Raw genomic sequence first — 23,523 nt, forward strand, 5'->3', positions numbered from 1 at the left:
CCAAGGAACCCATCGTGAACGTAGCCGCGCCCAGCACGACTGGGAAGAACTCGCCCGCACAGCCGCCGGAACGGCGCGGCCCCGCCCTCGGCCGCGCCGGCGAGGCCGTACGGGAGTGGGCGATCCGCAATCCCATGGTCCTCGTCATGGCCCTGGTGATCCTCTACTTCCTGTACATGAGCGACCGTTTCGGCACGGTGGGCAACCTCCAGACGATCGCGATCGCCGCCGCGCCGTTCGCGCTCATCGCCCTGGGGCAGACGCTGGTCATCCTCACCGGCGGCATCGACCTGAGCGTCGGCAGCGTCATCGCCGCAAGTGCGATGACGGCGGCCCTCGTGGTGAAGGACCATCCCGAGCGGATGTGGCTGGCCGTCCTCGCCGCCGTCCTGGTCGGCGTGGTCGTCGGCGGGATCAGCGGCTTCGCGGTCTCCCGGCTCGGCGTGCCGCCGTTCGTGGCCACCCTGGGCATGATGACGGTCGCGTCGGGGCTCGCCTACGTCCTCGGCAACGGAGCGCCGATCAACGGCCTGCCCGCCGACTACTCCACGATCGCCAACACCAAGGTGCTGGGCATCGACCTTCCGGTCGTCATCATGATCGTCGGCTTCATCGTCATGATCGTCCTGATGTCGCGGACCACGTACGGCCTGCGCGTGTACGCGGTCGGCGGCAACCCGCTGGCCTCCCGGATCGCCGGCCTGAACGTGAACCGGACGCTGTTCAGCGTCTACGTCATCAGCGGCGGCCTCGCCGGGTTGTCCGGGGTGATCCTCTCCTCCCGCGTCATCTCGGCCTTCCCCAGCCTCGGCTCGGGCTACGAGCTCGACGCCATCGCCGCCGTCGTCATCGGCGGCGCGAGCCTCATGGGCGGTCGCGGCACGGTCTGGGGCACCATCCTCGGCCTGTTCCTGATCCAGACCCTCAACAACGGCCTGGACCTGCTGATCGTCCCCTCGTACTGGCAGAAGGTGATCAAGGGCGTTCTCATCATCGCCGCGGTCGCGCTGGACGTCTGGGTCGTACGGCGCCGATCGCGCTGACCCCCGGCCCGCGCCGCGCCTCACGGCGTCGCACCTCCACCGGGCCGCAACCGAACCACGCGGACGCCCCCGTGCGCCCGCATCCTCAGCAAAGGGAGCGCAAGTCACATGTTCAAGAAGATCCGGGCCACCGCCGCGATCACCGCGGTGCTCGCCCTCGGCGCGGCCGGCTGCGGCGCCGGAGCCTCCGGCTCCGGAGGCGGAGACGGCCAGGTCAGGATCGGTGTCACGGTCTACGACATGACCTCCTTCATCACCCAGGGCAAGGAGGGCATGGAGGCGTACGCCAAGGCCCGCGACATCAACCTGACCTGGCTCAACGCCGGCGGCGACGTCAACACCCAGGCCAGCCAGATGGAGCAGCTCGTCAACGCGGGCGTCGACGCCATCGTCATCGCGCCGGTGCAGGCGGACTCGCTCAGCCCGCAGATCGCCCAGGCCAAGGCGAAGAACATCCCGGTGATCGCGGTCAACACGTCCCTCAAGGACACCAGCTCGCTCGCCGCCACCGTGCTGCCCGACGACGTCGCCGCGGGCGCGCAGGAGATGCAGCAGATGGCCGACAAGCTGGGCGGCAAGGGCAACATCGTCGTCCTGCAGGGCCCGCTCGCCTCCTCGCCGGAGCTCGACCGGACCAAGGGCATCATGCAGACCCTGGCGAAGTACCCGGACATCAAGATCCTCGCCAAGGACACCGCGAACTGGAACCGCGAAGAGGCGGTCAACAAGACCAAGAACTGGCTGTCCAGCTTCGGCGACCAGCTCGACGGCATCGTGGCCGAGAACGACGACATGGCCCTCGGCGCGCTGCGCGCCCTGAAGGAAGCGGGCAAGACGCTGCCCGTCGTCGGCATCGACGGCATCCAGGACGGCCTGCAGGCCGTCAAGAACGGCGAGCTGATCGGCTCCTCGCTCCAGCACGGCCGGGTCGAGATGGGCGCCGGCCTCGCCGTGGCGCTCAAGGTCGTCAAGAAGGAGAGCGTCAAGAAGGACAACACGTACGTGATGCCGGCCATCACGCCGGAGAACGTCGACAAGCTCCTCGACCACGTGGTCACCGGCAAGGACGCCTTCCTCGCCAAACTTCCCGATCTTGTTGACAAGAACCTCGAGAGCGGCAACATCGCCAACGAGGAATGACCCGGTGGGCGGGGCGGTCACGGCCGCCCCGCGCACATCGTAGGGCGGGACCGGCACGGCCCCGCCTCGGAGCGGATGCGAGGTTCGGTTCAGGTGGGGAACAACACGGAGTTCCTGGAGGGCACGGGGCAGGGACGCCCCAACCGCCAGCAGGCACGGTGGGACCGGATCGCCGAGTACGTGATGCAGCACGGCTCCGTCCGCATCGAGGAGCTCAGCGAGCAACTCGGCGTCAGCGTCATGACCATCCACCGGGACCTGACCGAGCTGGAGAACAAGGGGCTGCTGCGCAAGACGCGCGGCCAGGCCACCGCCGTCGCGACCAGCCTGGTCGAGGCGAGCACGGTCTACCGCGGGTCGCGGAACCGCGACAGCAAACGCGCGCTCTCGGCCGCCGCGCTCGAGCTGATCGAGCCGGGGGAGGCCGTCGTGCTCGACGACTCGACCACGATCGTGCCGCTCGCGGAACGGCTGGTCGAACGCGCCCCCCTGACGGTGATCACACCGTCGTTGCACCTGATCAAGATGATGACCCGGCAGCCCGGCATCACGCTGCTGTCGCTGGGCGGCCAGTACTACGAGTGGGCCGACGCGTTCCTCGGCCGCGTCACCGTGGCCGCCGCCAGGGAACTGCGCGCCGACGTGTGCGTCATGTCCACCGCCGCGATCGTCGGAGACGTCTGCTACCACCAGATGGAGGAGATCGTCACGGTGAAGCAGGCGCTCCTGGAGTGCGCCGAGCGCAAGATCCTGCTCGCCGACCACACGAAGTTCACCCGGCGGGCCCTGCACGCGCTCATGCCGCTGGCCAGCTTCGACGTCGTCATCGTGGACGAGCAGACCCCGGCCGCCGAGGTGGAGCGGCTCCGCGGCAAGGGGATCAACGTGGTCGTCGCGCCGCCCGTTCCCTAGACGGCCCCGACCGCCGACCCGCCGGCCCAGCCGCCGGCCTACCGACTGGAGGATGTGATGACGCGCCTGTACAACGACCCCCGCGCGTTCGCCGACGAGATGCTCGCCGGATTCGCCGACGCCCACTCCCGCCATGTGACGCGGGTGCCCGGCGGCGTGGTGCGGGCCGCCGAGACGCCGGCGGGCAAGGTCGCGGTGGTCGTCGGCGGCGGCTCCGGGCACTACCCGGCCTTCTGCGGCGTGGTCGGCGCCGGTTTCGCCGACGGCGCGGTGGTGGGGCACGTCTTCACCTCGCCCTCCACCCAGGACGCGGTGTCGGTCGGCCGGGAGGCCGCCTCCGACGCCGGGCTCCTGTTCATCACCGGCAACTACGCCGGCGACGTCATGAACTTCACCCTCGCCCGCGACCGGCTGGCGGCCGAGGGTGTGGACACGCGGGTGCTGTTCGTCACCGACGACATCGCCAGCGCGCCCGCCGACGAGGCCGGCAGGCGGCGCGGCATCGCCGGGGACTTCGTCGTCTTCAAGGTCGCGGGCGCCGCCGCCGAGGAGGGCTACTCCCTCGACGAGGTCGAGCGGGTCGCGCGGCACGCCAACGACCGCACCCGCACGCTGGGCGTCGCCTTCGGCGGCTGCACCCTGCCCGGCGACCCGGCCCCGCTGTTCACCGTCCCCGGCGGACGTATGGGCGTGGGCCTCGGCATCCACGGCGAGCCGGGCATCTCGGAGGAGGACCTGCCGACCGCGGACGAGCTCGCCCGGCGACTGGTGGACGGCGTGCTCGCCGAGGTCCCGGCCGACGGCGCGCGGCGGCTCGGCGTCATCCTGAACGGCCTCGGCACCACCAAGCACGAGGAGCTGTTCATCGTCTGGCGCTCCGTGGCGACGCTGCTGGCCGAGCGCGGGTTCACCGTGGTCGAGCCCGAGGTCGGCGAGCTGGTGACCAGCCTCGACATGGCCGGCTGCTCGCTCACCGTCGTCCCGCTCGACGACGAGCTCGAACGGCTGTGGCGGGCCCCCGCCGACACGCCCGCGTACCGGAAGGGAACCGCGACGACTCCCGCGGCCCCGGGCGGGGCCCGCCGCCGGGCGGGCGGGACCTCCGGCGCGCGCCAGGAGACGGAGGCCGCGGGCTCGGCCGCCTCGCGGGCGTGCGCGGCGACGGTGGTCCGCGCCCTGGGCGCGATGAGCGAGCGGTTGCGCGCGGCCGAGGCCGAGCTCGGCCGGATCGACGCCGTCGCGGGCGACGGCGACCACGGCCGGGGGATGGTCAACGGCGTGAGCGCCGCGCTCGAAGCCGCGACGGCGGCCGCGGGCCGGGGCGCGGGAGCCGGGTCGGTCCTCGCCGCCGCGGGCGACGCCTGGGCCGCGAAGGCCGGGGGCACCTCGGGTGTGCTGTGGGGCGCGATCCTGCGCGCCGTCGGCGACGGCCTGGGCGACCAGGGCGAGGAGGTCCCGGCCGCCCGGGTGGCGGCGGCGGTTCGCGCCGGCGTCGCCGAGCTGCGCCGCCTCGGCAAGGTCGAGGTCGGCGACAAGACCATGCTCGACGCGCTCGCGCCGTTCGCCGAGACGCTGGAGACGGGCGTCGAGCCCGGCCGGCCGCTGGCGGAGGCATGGGCCGAGGCGGCCGGGGCCGCGGGGCGCGCGGCCGAGGGTACGGCGGCGCTGCGGCCCAGGGTCGGGCGGGCGCGGCCGCTCGCCGAGAAGAGCGTCGGGACCCCCGACGCGGGGGCCCTGTCGATGGCTATGTGCCTCGACGCGGTGGCCGGCGTGCTCGCCGCCGAATGACTTTTGCTTCAAGGCACAAATAAGTGCGAAATGTACAAAGAGGTGGGGGAATGACCGACAAACTGCGCATCGTCGTGGGCAGCGACGATGCCGGGCTCGACTACAAGGAGGTCCTCAAGGCCGACCTGGAGGCGGACGACCGCGTCAGCCGGGTCATCGACGTCGGAGTCGGCGCCGGGCAGCACACCGCGTACCCGCACGTGGCCGTCGCGGCGGCCCGGCTCGTCGCCGCGGGCGAGGCCGACCGCGCCCTGCTGGTCTGCGGCACCGGGCTCGGCGTGGCGATCAGCGCCAACAAGGTGCCCGGCATCCGGGCCGTCACCGCGCACGACAGCTTCTCCGTCGAGCGCGCCGTCCTCAGCAACGACGCGCAGGTCCTGTGCTTCGGCCAGCGGGTCATCGGCCTGGAACTGGCCCGGCGGCTGGCCAGGGAGTGGCTGGGCTACCGGTTCGACGACAGGTCGCCCTCGGCGTCCAAGGTCGAGGCGCTCAACTCGTACGAGACGGGCGGGGCCGCCGCCTCCGAAGACGAGGCGCTCGCCGTCTCCTGCTCGGACCCCCGGGCCGAGTAGCCCCCGGCCCGATTCGACGATCAAGGAGAAACGATGAGCACGCTCGACCTTTCCTTCGGCCTGGACGGCAAGGTGGCCCTGATCACCGGAGGAGCCTCCGGGATCGGCGCGGCCGTCGCCGACGCCTTCGCGGCCAAGGGGGCGCACGTCGCGGTGCTCGACCGCGACGGCGACGCGGCCGCGGCCAAGGCGGCCGCCCTCGGCCCGGACAGCTCGGCGACGGCCTGCGACGTGTCCGACGCCGCCGCGGTCGAGAGCGCGGTCCGGGCGGTGATCGACCGCCACGGCCGGGTGGACGTCCTGGTCAACAGCGCCGGCGTCGCCATCCTCGCCCCCGCCGAGGAGCTGACCGAGTCGATGTGGGACACCACGATGAACGTCAACCTCAAGGGGACGTTCCTCATGTGCCAGGCCGTCGGCCGGCACATGCTGGAGGCGGGACGCGGAAAGATCGTCAACCTCGCGTCGCAGGCGGCCACCGTCGCGCTGGACGCGCACGCGGCCTACTGCGCCTCGAAGTTCGGCGTCGTCGGGCTGTCCAAGGTCCTCGCCTCGGAGTGGGCCGGGCGCGGCGTGACGGTCAACACGATCTCGCCGACCGTCGTGCTCACCGACCTCGGCCGCAAGGCGTGGGCGGGAGAGAAGGGCGACAGGCTCAAGGCGCTGATCCCGACCGGGCGCTTCGCCTACCCGGAGGAGATCGCGGCGACCGCCGTCTTCCTCGCGTCCGACGCGTCCGACATGATCAACGGCGCCGACATCCTGGTGGACGGCGGCTACACGATCCGCTGACGTGAGCCGTCTCTCCCGCCGGGGCCCTGATCGCGTCGGGAGAACAATCACGAATCGGTGACCCCTCCCAGAAATGGCGACATCGCGTACTTCGTCGCGGCAAGGTGGAGCCATCCACGGACGAGGAGGCGATCGGTGGCTCTGGCTCGGGTGACGCGGCTGCCGCCGTCGGCGGCCCTGCCGTACACGCTGCGACGGAACGCGGACGGCGCGGCCGCGCGGGAGGAGGCCCTGGCGGCCTTCCTCGCCCCGCGCACCAGGACCACCGTGAAGCGGGTCCTGGAGACCGCGTCCCGGGTGGCGACGCGCGGGCGGCCGGCCGGGGTGCTGAAGGGCGTGGCCGCGACCGACTGGTTCCGCCTCGACGCCAAGGACGACGTCACCGAGAAGTGGTACCCGCAGGGGTTGTCCTGCGGCTCCGACGCCGGGCTGAGCGACCCGGCGGCGTTCGCGATCAGCTGGTACTGGAAGCCCGACCCCTCCGCCGAGCCGGAGCGCGGCGTCCGGGTCAGCTTCCTGAACGTCGCGACCCTCCGGTACGCCCACGTGCTGCTGGTGGAGCCGGACGCCTCCGGCGAGCCCGCCCCGATCGACGTCCACGCGGGCGGGCTCGTCTGGTACAAGAACCTGCTCTACGTGCCCGACACCACCGGCGGCCTGCGGGTGTTCGACCTGCGCAACCTGTGCGTGGGCGGGCCGTTCGGCTACGCGTTCACGCTGCCGCAGTCGGACATGTGGTCCTGCGACCGCGCGCTGGGCGCGAGGTTCTCGTTCGCGTCACTCGACCGCAGCGCCGACCCCGTCCTGCTCGTGTCCGGCGAGTACCTCACCTCGGGCACCGGCCGCGTCGTCCGCTGGGCGCTCGCCCCCGACGGCTCCCTCGCCGCGGGCGAGAAGGGGGCGGCCGTGCCGGTGGACGCGTACAGCGCCCCGGGCGCCAAGATCCAGGGCGCGGTCTCCTACAAGGGGCGCTGGTACTTCAGCCAGTCCGGGCTGACCGGGGCGAACGACCGGCTGCTGACCGCGCTCCCCGGGGAGGCCGTGCGGGAGCGCAAGTACCCCAAGGGTCCCGAGGACCTCACCGTGTGGCGGGGGAAGGGCACGGTCTGGACCGTCGCGGAGAAGCCCGGCGGCCGGGTCATCGTCGGCGTCCCCCTCTGACGGACCCCGTTCGCAGTCCCCGACCGGGCGCGGGCCCCGGCGTATCGTGGCCGCATGGTGCTCGAACTCGACGGCAGGGAAGTGGAGATCACCAACCCGGACCGCGTGGTCTTCCCGCGTACGGGACACACCAAGGGCGACCTGATCGCCTACTACCGGGCGGTGGCCGAGGGCGCCCTGCGCGGCGTCGCGGACCGTCCGGTCATCCTCAAGCGGTACGTCAACGGCGTCGACGACGCGCCCTTCTTCCAGAAGCGCGCCCCGGCGAAGCGGCCCGGGTGGGTCGAGGTCGCGCGGTTCGCCTACCCCTCCGGCCGGACCGCCGACGAGGTCGTCATCCGCGACCTCGCGCACCTGGCGTGGACGGTGAACCTCGGCTGCGTCGACCTCAACCCCCATCCCGTACGCGCCGGGGACCTCGACCATCCCGACGAGCTGCGGATCGACCTGGACCCGGTGCCCGGCGTCGGATGGGAGCAGATCGTCCGGGTGGCCCTGCTCGCCCGGGACGTGCTGGAGGACCACGGCCTGGCCGCGTGGCCCAAGACGTCCGGGTCGCGGGGCTTCCACGTGTACTGCCGGATCGAGGCCCGCTGGACGTTCCGCGAGGTGCGCGGGGCCGCCGAGGCGGTCGCCCGCGAGGTGGAGCGGCGCGCTCCCGACATCGCCACCAGCCGCTGGTGGAAGGAGGAGCGGGAGGGCGTCTTCGTGGACTACAACCAGAACGCCCGGGACCGGACCGTCGCCTCGGCGTACTCGGTGCGGCCGACCGGCCGCGTCTCCACGCCGCTGGCCTGGGACGAGGTGGAGCGGTGCCGCCCGGAGGCGTTCACGATCGCCACCGTCCCCGTACGGCTGGCCGAGACGGGGGACCCCTGGGCGCCGATGGACGGCGCCGCCGGGTCGCTGGACGCGCTGCTCGAACTCGCCGAGTCGCAGGGCCCCCGGCCCGCCCCTGCCGGCACGACGGGGAAAGCCGCCAAGGCCGAGAAGACTGCGAAGACCACGAAGGCAGAGAAGACCACGAAGACAGAGAGGTCCGCGAAGGCCGGGGACGGCGCCGCGGGCCGCCGCCGCCCGGTCAAGCCCCTGATCGAGATCGCCAGGGCCGAGACCGCCGACGAGGCGATGGCCGGGTTCGAGCGGTGGAAGGCGCGCCACCCCGGCGTCGCGCGGCTGCTGCGCCCGGCCGACGTGCTGGTCGACTCCATGCGGGGCCGCAGCTCGACCTGGACCCGGATCCGGGTGAACCTCCAGCACGTCCCCGAGGCGGACCGGCCGCCGCAGGAGCCGCTCGAAGTCGACTACGACCCCTGGCGCGGCCGGTAGACCTCCCACAGCTCGCCGAGGAAGAACCGGCCGAACCTCGCCAGCGCCGCCGCGCCGTCCGGCCCCTCCGTACGGAACGTGGTGAGCATCCGGACCAGGTCGGACGGGAGCACGTGCAGCGTCCCCGCCGCGAGCACCGGCGCCCCGGCGTCCCCGTCCACGTCGCCGTCCTCCTCCGCGACCCGGCCGTCGAGCAGCCGGACGAGCAGCGTCGTCGTGTCCGGCCACAGCCGGGCGGGCGGTCCGGGCCGTACGTCCTTCCAGCCCACGAGGGTGCGGGGCCGGCCTTCGCCGTCGGTGAACTGCAACCGGTAGCGCATCTCCCTCGCGTCCGGGCGGTCGCCCGGCGCGAAGAGGTTGAACCAGCCCCGCTCGATCGGACGCCGGCCCCCGCATATGGCGGCGTCGATCCATCCCTCGGCCCGCGCCGGATGCTCGGGCTCGGCCAGGAAGCGGCCCACATCGTCGGCGGTGATCGTCAGCCGGAAGGCGAACCGGCCCCCCTCGGGCATGCCGTCCAGCTCGCGCGGGTCGCTCAGGCCGGGGGCCAGGAACCCGCGCATCTCCTCCACGAACGACAGCGACGTGCGACCGCCCTTCGGGCTCGGGCCGCCCAGACCGGCCGGGCCGTCCGCGCGGCCGCACGCCGCGTCTCCCCCCACCACGCCCGCGGGGACGACCGGTGGCCCGGCCTCCAGCAGGCGCGTGCACATGCGGTCCGCCAGGGCCGCGATGGTGAGCGACGGGTTCGCCCCCACCGGCCCCGGCATGGCCGCACCGTCCGCGACGTACAGTCCGGGGAAGCCGAACACCTCCCCGTAGGCGTCGCACACCCCCTCGCCCGGATGGTGGCCCATCGGCGCCCCGCCGAGCGGGTGCACCGTGATGGTCCGGTCCCGGTGCCAGGCCGGGCCGTCGGCGTACTCGGCCCCGAGCACGTGGCCGATCCGCCGCATCGTCGCCCGCACCCGGTCGGCGTACGCCTCGCTGGTCTCGGCCGTCCACACGGCGTCGAGCCGCCCGTTCCTGAGCCGGAGCACGCCGTCGGGCACGTCCCGGCCCATGCCGAGCAGCGGCAGCGAGCTGCCGGACAGGTCGCCGGGCCCGAGCAGCGCGGCGATCTCCGCCGACATGTTCGTGTCGTGCCCCACCAGCGCGCGCAGCCGGTCCAGGACGAACCGCGCGACCCGGCCGAGCTCGCCGCGCACGTCGGCGCCCTCGACCAGCCAGTCGACGAACCCCGGGTAGCCGCCCTCCTCGATGTAGGCCCCACGGCCGCTCTCGCCGTCCGGCAGCCGGACGGCGCTGGTGATGACCGGCCCGTGGCTGGCGCTGACCGGCAGCGTGCGGCTGCGGTCCCTCGCCCGCAGCAGGAAGGACAACATGTCGCCGTTGCCGGAGAACCGGGTGCCGAGCGTCCCGCTGAGCCCCGGGAACCGGCCCCGGTTCTTCAGCAGCAGGTACGACGTGCCGAGCGTGCCGGCGGCCAGCACGAGACGGTCGCAGGTGATCGTCCCGGACGGCCGCAGCTCCGGGTCGGCCGGGTCGTGCCGCACGTAGTCCACCGCGTAGCCGCCCCGGTCCAGGGGCCCGATCCCCTTGACCTCGTGCAGGGTGCGCAGGTCGGCGCCGTGGTGCCGCGCGGCGGCGAGATAGGTGTGGTCGAGGCTGTTCTTGGCCCCGTCGTTGCAGCCGATGTCGCACTCGCCGCACAGCCGGCAGGTGCGGCGCAGCACGCCGTGCATGTTGCCGTACTCGGGGTCGGCGACCGGCAGGCCGAGGCCCGGCTCGGCGCCGGGGGAGGGCGCGAAGCTGATCGCCAGCGGCGGCAGCCCCCAGTCGAGGCCCAGCTCGGCCGCCGCGTCCCGCATCGCGCCGGTCTTCAGCGTGCCCGAGTACGCCGGCCGGTCGAACGGGTACGGCGTCACGCCGATCATCCGCTCCACCGCGTCGTAGTGCGGGTCGAGGTCGGCCCGGCCCACCGGCCAGCACTCGTGGCCGCCGCCCGGCAGCGGGTCCTCGTGGACGAAGGTGTCCTCGTCCTTGCGCAGCAGCACGTTGGCGTAGATCAGCGAGCCGCCCCCGAGGCCGCTGGCCACGACCGAGTCGCAGTCGCGGAAGCTCCACACGTCGAACATGCCGTACAGGCGCTCGGCCGGGTCCCAGAAGGCGCGGCCCATCTGCGAGGGGCTGCGCGGGAACGACCCCGGCGGGTACGCGCGCCCGCGTTCCAGCACGACCACCGACAGCCCCGCCTCGGCGAGCCGGTAGGCCGCGACCGCGCCGCCGAAACCGGAGCCGACGACGACGGCGTCCACGTGCTCGGCGCCCGGTCCGGCGCCGTCCGCTCTGCCATGTGCCACGTCAGTGCCGCTTCAGGAAGTCGAGGATCCGGGGGAACACGTCGAGGTGCGCGTTCTTCCCGATCATGGTGTCGATGTGCCCGTAACCCGGGACGATCTCCAGCTCGTGCCGGCCCGGCAGGGCCCGCTCCAATACGCGGTGGGCCGCGATGTTGGAGTCGGTGAACACGTCGTTGTGGTCGCCCGTCAGGTAGAGGACCGGCGTGGTCGCCCGCGCCGGGTTCGCCAGGTGATGGGCGAGATAGTCGGCGGGCAGCCCGGAGTGACGGGGGTCGGACGGGTCGAGCCGCACGGCGCGGCCCGCGCGCACCATCGCGGCCACGTGCCGGTAGTAGTGCAGGCCGGCGGCGCCGTTCAGATCGGCCAGCCGCTCGTGGACGTGCGTCTCCGGCCGCAGGTTGGCGTGCCGGTACATCGCCGGCCTGCCGTCGCCCCACATGAAGCTCTGCATGTGGCAGGCCGGCTCCCGGCACTCCGGATGCGCCAGCGACACGGCCCCGGCCAGGAGGCGGCGGCGCGACAGCGGCGGCGCGTCCGCGAACCGCGGGTCCAGGCAGGTCAGGCCCATCACGTGCTCCAGCATGGGCGGGCCGAACCTGAGCTTGAGCCGCGCCCACGGGTGCACCCGGGGGATGGGCCCCACGCTGTTCGCCACCAGGCTGGCCACACCCCCCGTGTCATCGGTGTCAAGCGCGCCCCCGAACAGGCTCATGTGGAACGACACCGACCCCAGGCAGTGCGCGATCACGTGGATCCGCCGCGCCCCAACGTGGCGGCGGAGCTCACGCAGCGCGGCCGGGTGGTCGAAGTGCGCGATGTCGTCCAGTGTGTGCCCGCGCGTCTCGACGTTGTACGGGAACCGGTTGCTCATGCGGAAGTCGAGCGCCCAGACGTCCCCGAACCCGTTGCCGTGCAGGAACCGGACCAGGTTCCGATGCTCCGGCATGATGAACATGTCGCTGGACGACGTCAGCCCGTGGACCAGCAGCACGACGTCGCCCTCGGAGGATCCCGGCGCCGGGTCGAGGAACCGGGTCAGCGTGAGCCCCAGATCGTCCTCGGTCGTGAACGGGTGGACCGACACCTTCGCGCCGGACACGCCGTCCAGCGTGAAACGCGGAATGTTGCGGCCCATCTCGTCCTCCTCCTTGACGGCGTTTATGCTCCCAAGACCGCCCGTATCGCCACATCGTGGAAAACCCGTACTTCGACGCATCCGGGTGTCCTGAATCAGTGGACGGACGGGGATCAGGTCGCGCGGCTCAGGGCGGTCGCCACGCCGACCCGGGACGAGACGTCGAGCTTGGCGAAGATCCGGGACAGGTGCGTCTCGACGGTCCGCACGCTGAGGAAGAGCCGCTGGGCGACCTGCTGGTTCGTCAGCCCCTCGGCGACCAGCAGGGCCACCTCCAGCTCCCTCGGGGAGAGGCCGAACGGCGTGTCCCCCTTCCCGGCGGGCGCGCCCGCCACCCGGACGCCCAGGCGGCGCAGCTCGCGGTCGGTCCGCGCCTTGAGACCGCGCGCGCCGCACGCGTCGAACGCGGCGGCGGCGTCCTTCAGGTCCGTACGCGCCCTGGCACGTTCCCCGGCGTCCAGATGGGCCAGCCCGGCGGCCAGCAGCGCCCGCCCCGCGTCGAGCCGCCGCCCCGCCGCCGCGAGCAGGGCCGCCGCCTCCCCGGCCGCCTCGGCGGCGCGGGACGGCTTGCGCGCCCGCAGCGCGTGCGCGCGGGCCAGCGAGACGAGCCCCCCGTAGGCGGGCAGCCCGGGGTCGTGCAGGGCGGCGGCCCGGTCCGCCCAGCGGGCGGCGCGGTCGGGGCGGCCGAGATCCGCGGCGGCCTGCGCGAGCGTCTCGCAGCTCAGCAGCAGCGTGCCCCGGTCCAGGCGGGGCGAGGCGAAGCCGTCGCACGCCTCCAGCACCGCCTCGGCGCCCTCCTCCAGCCGCCCGGAGTTGATCAGGGCCTGGCCGCGCGCGTGCCGGGCCATCGCCCCCCAGACCTCGCCGCCGCCCACGCCACGCCGAACGGCCTCCTCGCCGGCGAGGATCGCCGCGTCGTCGTCGCCGCTCCACGACGCGGCCAGGCAGCGTTGGGTGAGCGCGAAGACGAGCTGCTGCCCGGAGTCGAGCAGCCGGGCCTCCTCCTCCGACTCCTCCGCCGTCGCCAGCGCCTCGGCCAGCCGTCCGGTCATGACCAGGGTCCGCGCCTTCCCGGCCAGCAGGTTCGTCAGGATGTAGCTCTGCCCGGTCGCCGCCGCCACCGCCGCGGCCCGGTCGAAATGCCGCAGCGCCTCGTCGTGCCTGCCCATGTTCATCTCGGCCCAGCACAACCACGAGACGGCGTCCAGCCACTCGGCCAGGTGGTCGTCGGGCGCCGCCGCCATCAGCCGCCCGGCCGCCTCCGCGTACCGCACCGCCTCGGCGCTGCGGCCCGCCGCGTACGCCGGCATGGGCCGCAGCGCCGCCACCGCGACCGCGAGCCCCGGCTCCCAGTCCTCCGCGGCGTCGGGCATCAGGTCCAGCACGGCCTGGGCCGCGTCGAAGTCGACCCGCATGAGGCTCTCGGCGACCAGCCGCATCCGCAGGGGTACGGCGGCGGCGGCCCTCGGGTTGGGCATGCGGCCCAGCTCGTCCAGGAGGAGCGCGCGAGCCTCGTGCGGGCGGTCGAGCTGGCGCTCCATCAGCGCGCACAACCGCGCCGCCCTGCCCCGCCGCGCGTAGTCGTCCAGCGGCAACATCCGCAGCAGCTCACGCGCGGTGTCCCGGCCCTCCGCCAGCCGCCCGCTGACGCCCTGGGCCCGGCTGAGCTCCAGCAGCAGCTCCATCCGCGAGTCGCGGCCCTCCGGGTCGTCCGGCATCAGCCGCACCGCGGCCTGCAGCCAGTGCGCCGACGTGGCGGGCGCGTGCGCGGCGACCGCGCGGGCCGCCTCGACCAGCACCTCGACGGCGCCCGGGTCGCCGAACGAGCCGGAACGTTCGAGATGGCCGGCCCGCGAGACGGCGGGCGCGCCCAGCGCGGTCAGGCGGGCGGCGATCCGCGCGTGCGCGGCGACGCGCCAACCGGCCGCCGCCGACTCGTAGACCGCGCGCCGGACGAGGGGGTGCCGGAAGCGGAACCGGCCGCCGTGCGCGCGGACGATGTCGCGCCGCGCCAGCTCGTCCAGGGCGTCGAGGGCGTCCGGGGTCTCGACCTCGGCCGCGACCGCGGCGATGGCGGGGTCGAACTCGTCGGCCGCGACGGCGGCGCCCTGCGCCACCAGCAGGGCGCCGGGCGACAGCTCGCCCAGCTCGACCTGCAGCGCGGCGAGCACGGTGGGCGGCAACGTCCCCGGCACACCCAGCCCGCCCTCCTCCATCCGGGCCAGCGCCTCCAGATAGAAGGGGTTGCCGCCGCTCGCCTCGTACAGCGCCCGGCCGCGGCCCTTGCCGACCCGCGCGCCGAGCAGCTCCTCGGCCTCGAGGGGGCTGAGCGGGCCGACCGCGATCTCGTGGGCGCGCGCGCCCGCCGCCAGCGGCAGCGCGGCCAGCCGGGGCGGGGCCTGGGCGGGGCGGAAGGCGACCGCGAGCAGCACCGGACCGGCGGGCGGGTGCCGCGTGAGGTGGTCGAGGAACTCCAGCGAGCTCTCGTCGGCCCAGTGGACGTCGTCGAGGATCAGGACGAGCCCGCCCGGACCGGACAGCGTGTCCAGCACCCGCCGCACCGCCCGGTAGAGCCGGTACCGCGCGAGACCCCGCTCCTGACCCGGTACGGCGGGCTCCCCGGCACGCCCGGGGCCCCCGGAGACGGGCATGTGGCCCGGGCCGTGGTCCGCGCCGTGGTCGGGCCATGGGCGGATGCCGTGCTCCGTTCCGGGATCCGGGGCGCGGCCGGTGGCGTGCTCCGTGTGGTGGCGCTGGGCGAGCGCGGGGAACACGGTGGAGAGCAGCCGGCTCTCGTCCGTCCCGAGCGCTTCGGCGACCTCCGAGTGCCGCGCCTCCAGATGGTCGTCGAGCGCGTCGACCAGCGGGCTGAACGGCATCATCTGTTCGAACTCGGCGGCCCGGCCCCACATGGTGGCCCGGCCGAGCCCGGCGGCCATCGCGGCGAGCTCGCCGAGCAGGCGGGTCTTGCCCGCTCCGGGATCGCCGGCCAGAGTGAGGAACCGGAACCCGTCCCGCCCGCTCGCGGCGAGCGCGCCGCGCATCGCGTCCAGCGCGTCTCGCCGTCCGACCAGGGGCATGAGGCCGCCCGGTACGGCCGGCCCCGCCGTACGACCCTCCATGCCCACCCCAGCAGTGACGCGTTCCGCGTCACCACCAGTTCACGCGGACATCAGTTCGTAAGGCACTTTACAGATCATGCCTATCTGGAGCAGTACATATCTCCTGGGAACGGATAAAAATCCGACTTCCGCGAGGCGGTGGCGGCGTCATTCGGGTTTGCGGCCCATTCCGGCGAGGAGGTAGCCCGGCAGCGCGCTCTCCCAGGCCGTCTCCTCCGTCTCGGGCCGCCAGCGGGAGCACTCGACCAATCCGGGCTCCACGAGTTCGAAACCGTCGAAGAACGCCATGATCTCGGCCGGGCTGCGATCGGCCGCACCGGCCGACGACGATCCCCGGTAGACCTCGCGCACGCCCTCCTCCGCGTCGGGCCGCCGCCCGCCGCTGCCGTGGGTGAGGACGAGGAAGCTGCCCGGCGCCATCCGGTCCCGAAGCAGGCGCACCAGGGCGACCGGGTCGTCGGCGTCCTGGATGAAGTGGAGGATCGACACCATCAGCACCGCGACCGGCCGGTCCAGGTCGATCACCCGGGTCAGCTCGGGTGAGGAGAGGATCTCCTCCGGCCGCCGGAGGTCGGCGTGGACGAACACCGTCGAGCCCCTGTCCCGCAGCAGGGCGCGGGCGTGCGCGGCGACCACGGGATCGTTGTCGACGTACGCGACCCGCGCGTCCGGCCTGGCCTCCGCGGCAACCTCGTGGACGTTGCCGGCGGTGGGCAGGCCGCTGCCCAGGTCGATGAACTGGCGGATCCCGCCGTGCGCCAGGAAGCGCACCGCCCGCCGCAGGAACGCGCGGTTCGCCCGCGCGAGCGCCGGGGCTTCGGGGAGGAGCCGGATGACCGCGTCGGCCGCCTCGCGGTCCACCGCGAAGTTGTCCTTCCCACCCAGGAAATAGTCGTACATCCGGGCGACATTCGCGGTCTTCGCGGTGAATTGCGGCATGGACGCGTTCCGCTCGGTCACGAGACCGCCTCTCGATCGCCGGTCCGGAGGAGATTTTCACCGGCGATCGTAACGTCCGGTCAGCGGCCTTGCCAGATCAGATCTTCATCATGAATACGTCGTATGTATGTCGTGATCCCCGGCGGCCCCCGGTGCGGCCGGGATCCGCATCATCCGGCCGTGCCCCGATCGCGCGGCGCGGGACGACGGCGTCGGTGCTCTCACGCGGCGTGGCGCGCCCCCCGAACGCGAGGGCGGTCTTGATCGGCAGAGCGCGGTGCGCCTCAGGGACGCTCGTCGCCGGGTTCGGCGCCGAGGGGGATCCCGCGCAGCGTGAGCAGCGCGAGCAGAGCGCAGCCCGCGGTGAGCGCGATATCGGCGACGTTGCCGATGAAGAGGCCGCCGTAGTCGATGAAGTCGACGACATGCCCCCGGCCGAACCCGGGAGAGCGCAGGAGGCGATCGAGCAGGTGGGACGCGGCGCCGCCCAGCAGCCCGCCCAGCACCCAGGTCCAGGCGGCCGAGCGCAGCCGTCGCGCCGCGTACAGGATGCCGGCCACCGCGATGGCGGTGGTCACGGCGAACACCGGCGTCGCCCCGGTCCCGAAGGAGAACGCCGCACCGGGGTTGTACCAGAGCCGCAGCTCGAGCAGCCGCGGGAGCACCGTGATGCGCTCTCCCCCCGAGAGGGCGGAAACCGCCCAGATCTTCGACGTCTGGTCCACGAGGAGAACGACCGCGGCCAGCGCGATCATCCACCCGTACAGTCGCGGCCGCCCCTGCGCCCGCGAGCGTCGTCCGCCCACCCTGCCACCTCGCAATCGACGATCTCGCGCATCCTAGTGCCTCGACCGGCGAGGTTCGCCCGGACGGAGCGGTGCCCGGGGTGGTGCGGCGCAAGGCGGGCAAGGAGGCCGGAGCGGGATCGCCAAGGAGGGGCGCCGGCTCCGGTCACGTCGTGCGGGCGCGCGGTTCGACGCCGGCGAACGCCTTGCGGAGCAGGTCGTGCAGCAGCGCCCGCTCCCGCTCGTCCAGCGCCGCCAGCACGTCGTCGCGCACGCCGGCCGGGCCTGACCAAGGGGACCCCGGACGGGCCCTACGCGCGCGCCGTCCCGTCCCTTCACAGATCTTGCGCCGCCCCCGGCCGGAACAGGTGCCAATAGCCGATTGAGACGCCCCAGACCGCGACGAACAGCCCGACGATGACGAACCCGACGTTGTCGAGGTCGAGCCCGGCGATCCACGCCGTCAGGGGAACGTCCAGGCCGAGGTCGTCGCGCAGGATCGCGACCAGCTCGATGGTCCCGACGACCAGCGCGACCGCGACCGAGAGACCGGTGACGGTGATGTTGTAGTAGACCTTGCGGAGCGGGTCGGCGAACGCCCAGCCGTACGCGAAGTTCATGAAGGTGCCGTCGATCGTGTCGAGCAGCGTCATCCCGGCGGCGAACAGCAGCGGCAGCACGATGACCACGTGCCAGGGCAGCCCGCCTGCCGCGCCGGTTCCGGCCAGGACCAGCATCGTGACCTCGGTCGCGGTGTCGAACCCCAGCCCGAAGAGCAGCCCGAGCGGGAACATCTGCACCGGGCTCCGGACGGACCGGGTGAGCCCGCCGAGGAAGCGGTTGAGGAACCCGCGGCTGTCGAGCCGCGCCTCAAGCTCGGCCTCGTCGAAGTCTCCCCGGCGCATCCTCCGGAAGACCTTCACGATGCCGACCAGGGCGGCGAGGTTGAGCAGGCCGATCAGGTAGAGGAATCCGGCCGAGACGCCGGTGCCGAGGAAACTCAGCACGTGGTGGGTCGTGGACCGGTCGGAGGTCAGCGTCCCGACCGCGCGGGTGCCGACCAGGATGATCAGTGCCAGGATCACGACCACGCTGGAGTGGCCGAGCGCGAACCAGAAGCCCACCGACACGGGCTTGCGCCCGCCGTCGTTCATCAGTTTGCACGTGGTGTTGTCGATCGCCGCCAGATGGTCCGCGTCGAACGCGTGCCGCAGGCCGAGGGTGTAGGCGGTGACGCCGAGCCCGAGCCCGAACACCTGGGAGCCGATCGTGTAGTGCCCCGGCAGCACGCCCAGAAGCAGCGTGCCCCAGGCGACCGCGTGAAGAAGGACGATCACCGCGACCATCGCGCCGATACGGGTCCAATCCCGCCGGCCGATGCCCCTGTGAGGATTCGCGATGATCGTCCCGGCCCGATCAGGAAGCACGCCTATACCGCTTCCAGGCGGGCGCGTACCTCTTTCATCTTCGCTCGGAGCTCCTCTTCGGTGAAGATCTCCCGGTCCATCAGCGAGTGAGCGACGGTCAGGGCCGATCGCGTGTGAACGGGGAAGCGGGCGTAGACCGTCTCGCCCAGCCGGTCCTCGGCCTGGCGGCGCTCCAGGTTGTCCAGCGTTCCGGCCGAGGAGAGGCACTCGCAGGTCGCCTGAACGGCGGACTCCCACGGCGCGGGGGTCCGCTCGCCGCACACCAGGTCGTTTCCGGTTCGTTCCTCGACGTCGCTCAGGGCGCTCATGAGCACGTCGTACGGGCGGGCTCCGCCGCGGCTCATCGCTTGTTCCCCCCGTTACGTCCCTTGGGCTGCTTGGGGACCTGGGAGGCGGTCACGTCCGCCCTCGGCAGCGCGACCCCGATCAGGCAGTCGCGGGTGACGATGGCGGCGAGCTGGTCCTCGCTCCAGCCCTCGGTCCCCTCGGGCCGCATCGGCATGACCATGAACCGGGACTTCTGGTTGGAGTCGTGCACCCGGACCTCGACGTCCGGCGGGAGGTGCAGGCCGAACTCGGCGAGCACCTGGCGCGGCCAGCGGACCATCCGGCGGCGGTAGTTGGGCGTCCGGTACCAGTCCGGCGACATCCCGAGGACGGGCCGCGGGTAGCAGGAGCACAGGGTGCAGACGATCACGTTGTGGAGCTTCGGCGTGTTCTCCAGCACGTAGAAGTAGGTGTAGTCGCTCGGCGTGCCCTGGCCGGTCGGCTGCAGCCAGTCGACCCCCACCTCCTTGCTGGTCTCGGTGCCGTCCCTCAGGAGCCGCTCCTTGAAGGCCGGGTCCAGCCAGCTCCTGGCGACCATGCGGGAGCCCACGGTGTAGGTGCGGGACTCCGCCCACTCGGCGAACCTGCGGTGGTCGTCCGCGGAGAACAGCCCCTTCTCGATCGCGAGTTCGCGTACGGCGAGTTCGAGGACCTCGAACTCGGTGAGCGGGGACTCCTTGAGTGGAGCATGGCTGTGCGTCGTGCTCACTTCTTCTCCTTGCCTGCCGGTTCGAGCCACAGCTCCGAACACTCGGTCTCGAGCGTGTCGACCTCGAAGCCGGTGTAGTCCGGCCAGAGGTCGGTCTGCTTGAAGCGCACGACGTAGAAGGGCGTGTACCGCCCGTTCTCGATGATGCCGAACGCCTCGTCCTCGGGCACGATCCACGCGGGCCGGTGCTCCGTCACCGTGCCGGTGTGGCCGCGGACGTAGCCCTGGGTCCGGGTGTGGAACATCGTCGTCGCGTCGCGAACGGTGACCTGGTCGCCGACCTGGAATCGCGGCGTCGGTGTCGTGGTCATGAGCGCTGCCCTTCCAGACGCGCCCGCACCTCGTCCATCTTGCGGCCGAGCTCGTCGGTGGTGATGAGTCCGCGGTCGACGAGGGCCTTCGCCGCCGTCGTGATCCAGCGGGCGTAGTACGGGAGCCCGAAGTACTGCGTCGCGCCGAGGTCGTTCTCGCGGCGGCGCCGCTCCTCGGAGTTCCACACACCACGCCACCCGAGGCATTCGCAGGTGAGGTAGGTGTTCATCTCCCAGTCCTCCTCACCCTTCTCCGTGAACGGAACGGGCGTGTCCGGCTGACCGCCGAGGTCGTGGAGCACCTTGCGCAGGAGGCCGTACAGCTCGTTGGAGATCTCGTACGGAGAGTCCAGCGGAAGGCGGTCCGCCGGGGTCAGGTTCGCGGCCTGCCTCTGGAATGAGTCGTATTGCGTCGGCGTGCTTGCCATGGAGATCTCCGTTCGTTCGGAGAGTCGGTCGGGGGGGCAGATACCCGCGCGGCCCCCCGGGACGCCGGGTCAGACGCGCTCTTGGCGGCGGGATGCGGTTTCTTGCCGGGTCACGCGCGGTCTCCGGCGCCGCCTGCCCGGCGGCATCGGGTGATGTGTGCCTGGGAGACGGACCGAGACCGGCGAAGGAGTCAGGTGGAGAACCAGGCGGAACCTTTCCCTGAAGACGCGGCCGCCGACCACGGCCCGGCCGTCTCCGTGGTCGCGGCACAGGGAAAGGGGATCCGCGAAGTCGTCGCCGTAGGCCGTCCCGGCGTGATGAGACGCTCCCGCGGGTGAGAGCCGGGGTGCTGAAAAGCCGAGGACCCCGGAACCTGTCTGGCCCGGGGTCCTCGAACTGGTGGACGATACTGGGATTGAACCAGTGACCTCTTCCGTGTCAGGGAAGCGCTCTCCCGCTGAGCTAATCGTCCGTGCAGGAACTGCGAGCGGAAGACGGGATTCGAACCCGCGACCCTCACCTTGGCAAGGTGATGCTCTACCACTGAGCCACTTCCGCGCGATCGCTTGAGGTTTCCCTCGGCGACGCCTTCTTTACTTTAGCGGATCAGACGGAGTGCCCGTGCCGTCCGCTAGAGGTGGAGACGGGATTTGAACCCGTGTACGCGGCTTTGCAGGCCGCTGCCTCGCCTCTCGGCCACTCCACCAGGATCACAGGCAGCACCGAGGTGCCGCCGGCGAAACCGAGCGGAAGACGGGATTCGAACCCGCGACCCTCACCTTGGCAAGGTGATGCTCTACCACTGAGCCACTTCCGCGTGCTTCCGGGAGAACTCCCGGCCACGCGGAAGACTCTATCGCCTTCCGGCCACTGCCCGTGCAAGTACGGCCGGAGGCCGGGCGGGTCGGGGGAGGGGCGCCGATCGACGGGAGCGGGGAGCGAGAACCCGGACGCGGCGATCACGGAGCGCTTTGAGATACTGATTTCTGCCCGATTTCGGGCACGAAACTTGGTGTCACACATCTTCCGTCCGTAGGGTCCTGCTCTGTGTCGACGCAACGGCATCCCCACGAGGACCTCATCGTGCACCTGACCCGGACGACCGCGCTCGGGCCCGGGGAAGCGGCGCGTGTCGTCGCCGACGTGCTCACCTACTTCGGAGAGCCGGTGGACGAGTACGTGCGCCGCCGCCACGGCGAGCTCAGGTCGAAGGGGTTCTCCAACGACAAGATCTTCCCGAGGATCTCGGACGAGCTGTCGGGAAGGCGCGTCGCCGCACCGGAGCTGTCTCTACGCCAACTGCGCCGGATCGTCTACGGATAGGAGCGGATATGTGCGGAATCGTCGCTTATGTCGGGCCGAAGGACGCGGCCCCCATCCTGCTCGAAGGACTCCAGCGACTGGAGTACCGCGGGTACGACTCCGCCGGCCTCGCCGTGGTCAACGGCAAGTCGCTGAAGATGCGCAAGGTCAAGGGCCGGGTGGCCGACCTGGCGGAGGCCGTGCCGGCCCGGTTCAAGGGCGCCTGCGGCATCGGGCACACGCGGTGGGCCACGCACGGCGTGCCGAGCGACGTCAACGCGCACCCGCACCTCGACGGGGAGGGGCGGATCGCGGTCGTGCACAACGGGATCATCGAGAACGCCGATGCCCTGCGCCAGCGGCTCGAAGGCGAGGGCGTCACCTTCGAGAGCGAGACCGACACCGAGGTCCTGTGCCATCTCATCGCGCGCACCGTCAAGGAGACCGACTCCCTCGACGACGCCGTGCGCCGCGCGCTCAAGAGCGTCGTCGGCACGTACGGCATCGCCGTCGTCGACGCGCAGCGGCCCGGCGAGATCGTGGTGGCCCGCAACGGCAGCCCGATCGTCCTCGGCATCGGCGAGAAGGAGATGTTCGCCGCCTCCGACGTCGCCGCGCTGGTGCGCTACACCCGGCAGGTCGTCCACCTCGAGGACGGCGAGCTGGCGGTGCTGCGGGCCGACGGTTTCCACACGTTCACCAGCGACGCCAGGGAGACCGCCAAGGAGCCCTTCACCGTCGACTGGGACACGGGCCACTACGACAACGGCGGCTACGAGCACTACCTCCTGAAGGAGATCTCCGAGCAGCCCGACACGGTCGCCCGGACCCTGCGCGGCCGCATCGACGACCGCTTCCACATCGCCCACCTCGGCGGCCTCAACATGGACGCCAGGGAGACCCGGTCGTTCCGCCGCGTGAAGATCATCGGCTGCGGGTCCGCGTACTACTCCGGCCAGATCGGGGCGCAGCTCATCGAGGAGCTGGCCCGCATCCCCGCCGACGCCGAGCCCGCCTCCGAGTTCCGGTACCGCAACCCGGTCGTCGAGCCGGACACCCTCTACGTCGCGATCAGCCAGTCGGGGGAGACCTACGACACGCTCGCCGCGGTCCAGGAGCTCAAGCGCAAGGGCGGTCGGGTGCTGGGCATCGTCAACACGGTCGGCAGCGCGATCGCGCGCGAGTGCGACGGCGGGCTCTACCTCCACGCCGGGCCCGAGGTGTCGGTCGCCTCGACGAAGGCGTTCACCTCGACCGCGGTCTCCTTCGCGCTGCTCGCGCTGCACCTGGCCCGGGTGCGGGACCTGTCCCCGGCCGACGGGCGGCGGATCTGCGAGGGCCTGCGCCGGCTGCCCGAGCAGATCGAGCAGATCCTCAAGCTGGACGAGCAGATCAAGACGCTCGCCGAGAAGTACGCCCAGGCCCCGAGCATGATGTTCGTCGGCCGGGTCCGCGGCTATCCGGTGGCCCGCGAGGGCGCGCAGAAGCTCAAGGAGATCTCCTACGTCCACGCCGAGGCGTACCCGGCGAGCGAGCTCAAGCACGGCCCGCTCGCGCTGATCAACCCCGACATGCCGACCGTGGCGATCGTCCCCGACGACGAGCTGCTGGACAAGAACCTGACCACGCTGGGCGAGATCCGGGCGCGCAGCGGGCGCATCCTGATGATCGGCCACCGCACGGCGGACGCGGCCGACGACTGCGTCGTGGTGCCCAAGAACGAGACCGAGCTGGACCCGATCCTGCTGACGATCCCGCTCCAGCTCTTCGCCTACCACGCCGCCGTCGCCCTCGGCCGCGACGTGGACCGGCCGCGCAACCTCGCCAAGAGCGTCACCGTCGAGTAGCCGCCCGCACGGACGACGTCGTACGGCTCCCGCCCCGGAAGGGGGCGGGAGCCGTACCCGTTTCCGGACCGGGAGCCGTGCCCCGCCGGG

At 72.4% G+C, this 23,523-nt stretch carries 20 protein-coding genes and 4 tRNA genes; 10 read left to right on the forward strand and 14 right to left on the reverse strand.

The window, feature by feature from the left end; genetic code table 11:
- Nucleotides 1-14 precede the first annotated feature (14 nt).
- From AWQ70_RS06885 to AWQ70_RS06920, 8 genes are all read left to right on the forward strand, one after another.
- On the forward strand, nucleotides 15-1,043 hold the full coding sequence (locus tag AWQ70_RS06885) for an ABC transporter permease (protein ID WP_218004445.1): 1,029 nt from the start codon (nucleotides 15-17) through the stop codon (nucleotides 1,041-1,043).
- A gap of 108 nt (nucleotides 1,044-1,151) precedes the next feature.
- Nucleotides 1,152-2,183, forward strand: coding sequence for a substrate-binding domain-containing protein (locus AWQ70_RS06890; RefSeq protein ID WP_067171882.1), 1,032 nt, complete (start codon nucleotides 1,152-1,154; stop codon nucleotides 2,181-2,183).
- Between the two features lie 93 nt (nucleotides 2,184-2,276).
- Nucleotides 2,277-3,095 (forward strand): DeoR/GlpR family DNA-binding transcription regulator, encoded by an 819-nt coding sequence (locus AWQ70_RS06895; RefSeq protein WP_218004446.1) that lies wholly within the window; start codon nucleotides 2,277-2,279, stop codon nucleotides 3,093-3,095.
- Between the two features lie 57 nt (nucleotides 3,096-3,152).
- Complete coding sequence (locus tag AWQ70_RS06900; protein ID WP_067171886.1) at nucleotides 3,153-4,883, forward strand: dihydroxyacetone kinase family protein; 1,731 nt, start codon at nucleotides 3,153-3,155, stop codon at nucleotides 4,881-4,883.
- A gap of 50 nt (nucleotides 4,884-4,933) precedes the next feature.
- Nucleotides 4,934-5,455: a ribose-5-phosphate isomerase gene (locus tag AWQ70_RS06905; protein ID WP_067171888.1), complete on the forward strand. Its 522-nt coding sequence runs from the start codon at nucleotides 4,934-4,936 to the stop codon at nucleotides 5,453-5,455.
- Between the two features lie 33 nt (nucleotides 5,456-5,488).
- Nucleotides 5,489-6,247, forward strand: coding sequence for an SDR family oxidoreductase (locus AWQ70_RS06910; RefSeq protein WP_067171890.1), 759 nt, complete (start codon nucleotides 5,489-5,491; stop codon nucleotides 6,245-6,247).
- A 135-nt stretch (nucleotides 6,248-6,382) separates the two neighbouring features.
- Nucleotides 6,383-7,408, forward strand: coding sequence for a hypothetical protein (locus tag AWQ70_RS06915; protein ID WP_157529927.1), 1,026 nt, complete (start codon nucleotides 6,383-6,385; stop codon nucleotides 7,406-7,408).
- 54 nt (nucleotides 7,409-7,462) lie between these two features.
- Complete coding sequence (locus tag AWQ70_RS06920) at nucleotides 7,463-8,737, forward strand: DNA polymerase domain-containing protein (RefSeq protein ID WP_067171895.1); 1,275 nt, start codon at nucleotides 7,463-7,465, stop codon at nucleotides 8,735-8,737.
- On the opposite strand, the gene AWQ70_RS06925 is transcribed toward AWQ70_RS06920, so the two are convergent.
- The 14 genes from AWQ70_RS06925 to AWQ70_RS06990 all read right to left on the reverse strand — a co-directional run bounded on the left by AWQ70_RS06925 (nucleotide 8,713) and on the right by AWQ70_RS06990 (nucleotide 21,101).
- Nucleotides 8,713-11,100 (reverse strand): FAD-dependent oxidoreductase, encoded by a 2,388-nt coding sequence (locus AWQ70_RS06925; protein WP_067171897.1) that lies wholly within the window; start codon nucleotides 11,098-11,100, stop codon nucleotides 8,713-8,715. The genes AWQ70_RS06920 and AWQ70_RS06925 overlap by 25 nt on opposite strands.
- A 1-nt stretch (nucleotide 11,101) precedes the next feature.
- Nucleotides 11,102-12,235 (reverse strand): alpha/beta hydrolase, encoded by a 1,134-nt coding sequence (locus tag AWQ70_RS06930; protein WP_067171899.1) that lies wholly within the window; start codon nucleotides 12,233-12,235, stop codon nucleotides 11,102-11,104.
- A 113-nt stretch (nucleotides 12,236-12,348) separates the two neighbouring features.
- Nucleotides 12,349-15,357, reverse strand: coding sequence for a helix-turn-helix transcriptional regulator (locus AWQ70_RS06935; RefSeq protein ID WP_067171901.1), 3,009 nt, complete (start codon nucleotides 15,355-15,357; stop codon nucleotides 12,349-12,351).
- Nucleotides 15,358-15,504: 147 nt separating this feature from the next.
- Nucleotides 15,505-16,317 carry an SAM-dependent methyltransferase gene (locus tag AWQ70_RS06940; RefSeq protein ID WP_245646801.1) on the reverse strand — a complete coding sequence of 271 codons (813 nt, stop codon included), beginning with the start codon at nucleotides 16,315-16,317 and terminating at the stop codon, nucleotides 15,505-15,507.
- Nucleotides 16,318-16,580: 263 nt separating this feature from the next.
- Complete coding sequence (locus tag AWQ70_RS06945) at nucleotides 16,581-17,102, reverse strand: signal peptidase II (RefSeq protein ID WP_218004447.1); 522 nt, start codon at nucleotides 17,100-17,102, stop codon at nucleotides 16,581-16,583.
- A gap of 314 nt (nucleotides 17,103-17,416) precedes the next feature.
- On the reverse strand, nucleotides 17,417-18,508 hold the full coding sequence (gene nicT, locus AWQ70_RS06950) for a Nickel transporter NicT (protein WP_505794462.1): 1,092 nt from the start codon (nucleotides 18,506-18,508) through the stop codon (nucleotides 17,417-17,419).
- A gap of 2 nt (nucleotides 18,509-18,510) precedes the next feature.
- Complete coding sequence (locus AWQ70_RS06955; RefSeq protein ID WP_067171902.1) at nucleotides 18,511-18,852, reverse strand: nitrile hydratase subunit beta; 342 nt, start codon at nucleotides 18,850-18,852, stop codon at nucleotides 18,511-18,513.
- Nucleotides 18,849-19,544, reverse strand: a complete 696-nt coding sequence (gene scnC / locus AWQ70_RS06960) for a thiocyanate hydrolase subunit gamma (RefSeq protein WP_067171904.1) — start codon at nucleotides 19,542-19,544, stop codon at nucleotides 18,849-18,851. The genes AWQ70_RS06955 and scnC overlap by 4 nt, the downstream gene beginning before the upstream one ends.
- Nucleotides 19,541-19,855, reverse strand: a complete 315-nt coding sequence (locus tag AWQ70_RS42360; RefSeq protein WP_067171906.1) for an SH3-like domain-containing protein — start codon at nucleotides 19,853-19,855, stop codon at nucleotides 19,541-19,543. Before AWQ70_RS42360 ends, scnC begins: the two co-directional genes overlap by 4 nt.
- Nucleotides 19,852-20,283: an SH3-like domain-containing protein gene (locus AWQ70_RS42365; RefSeq protein ID WP_067171908.1), complete on the reverse strand. Its 432-nt coding sequence runs from the start codon at nucleotides 20,281-20,283 to the stop codon at nucleotides 19,852-19,854. Before AWQ70_RS42365 ends, AWQ70_RS42360 begins: the two co-directional genes overlap by 4 nt.
- A 398-nt stretch (nucleotides 20,284-20,681) precedes the next feature.
- Nucleotides 20,682-20,756: transfer RNA gene (locus AWQ70_RS06975), tRNA-Val, on the reverse strand.
- Nucleotides 20,757-20,770: 14 nt separating this feature from the next.
- Nucleotides 20,771-20,842: transfer RNA gene (locus AWQ70_RS06980), tRNA-Gly, on the reverse strand.
- A 77-nt stretch (nucleotides 20,843-20,919) separates the two neighbouring features.
- Nucleotides 20,920-20,990: transfer RNA gene (locus AWQ70_RS06985), tRNA-Cys, on the reverse strand.
- Nucleotides 20,991-21,029: 39 nt separating this feature from the next.
- Nucleotides 21,030-21,101: transfer RNA gene (locus AWQ70_RS06990), tRNA-Gly, on the reverse strand.
- 230 nt (nucleotides 21,102-21,331) lie between these two features.
- On the opposite strand from AWQ70_RS06990, the gene AWQ70_RS06995 reads away from it, so the two are divergent.
- Nucleotides 21,332-21,607 (forward strand): hypothetical protein, encoded by a 276-nt coding sequence (locus AWQ70_RS06995; protein ID WP_067171910.1) that lies wholly within the window; start codon nucleotides 21,332-21,334, stop codon nucleotides 21,605-21,607.
- A gap of 8 nt (nucleotides 21,608-21,615) precedes the next feature.
- Nucleotides 21,616-23,433: a glutamine--fructose-6-phosphate transaminase (isomerizing) gene (gene glmS, locus AWQ70_RS07000; protein WP_067171912.1), complete on the forward strand. Its 1,818-nt coding sequence runs from the start codon at nucleotides 21,616-21,618 to the stop codon at nucleotides 23,431-23,433.
- The last annotated feature ends 90 nt before the right edge of the window (nucleotides 23,434-23,523 follow it).

The organism is Microtetraspora niveoalba (assembly GCF_001570405.1).
Classification (GTDB): domain Bacteria; phylum Actinomycetota; class Actinomycetes; order Streptosporangiales; family Streptosporangiaceae; genus Microtetraspora; species Microtetraspora niveoalba.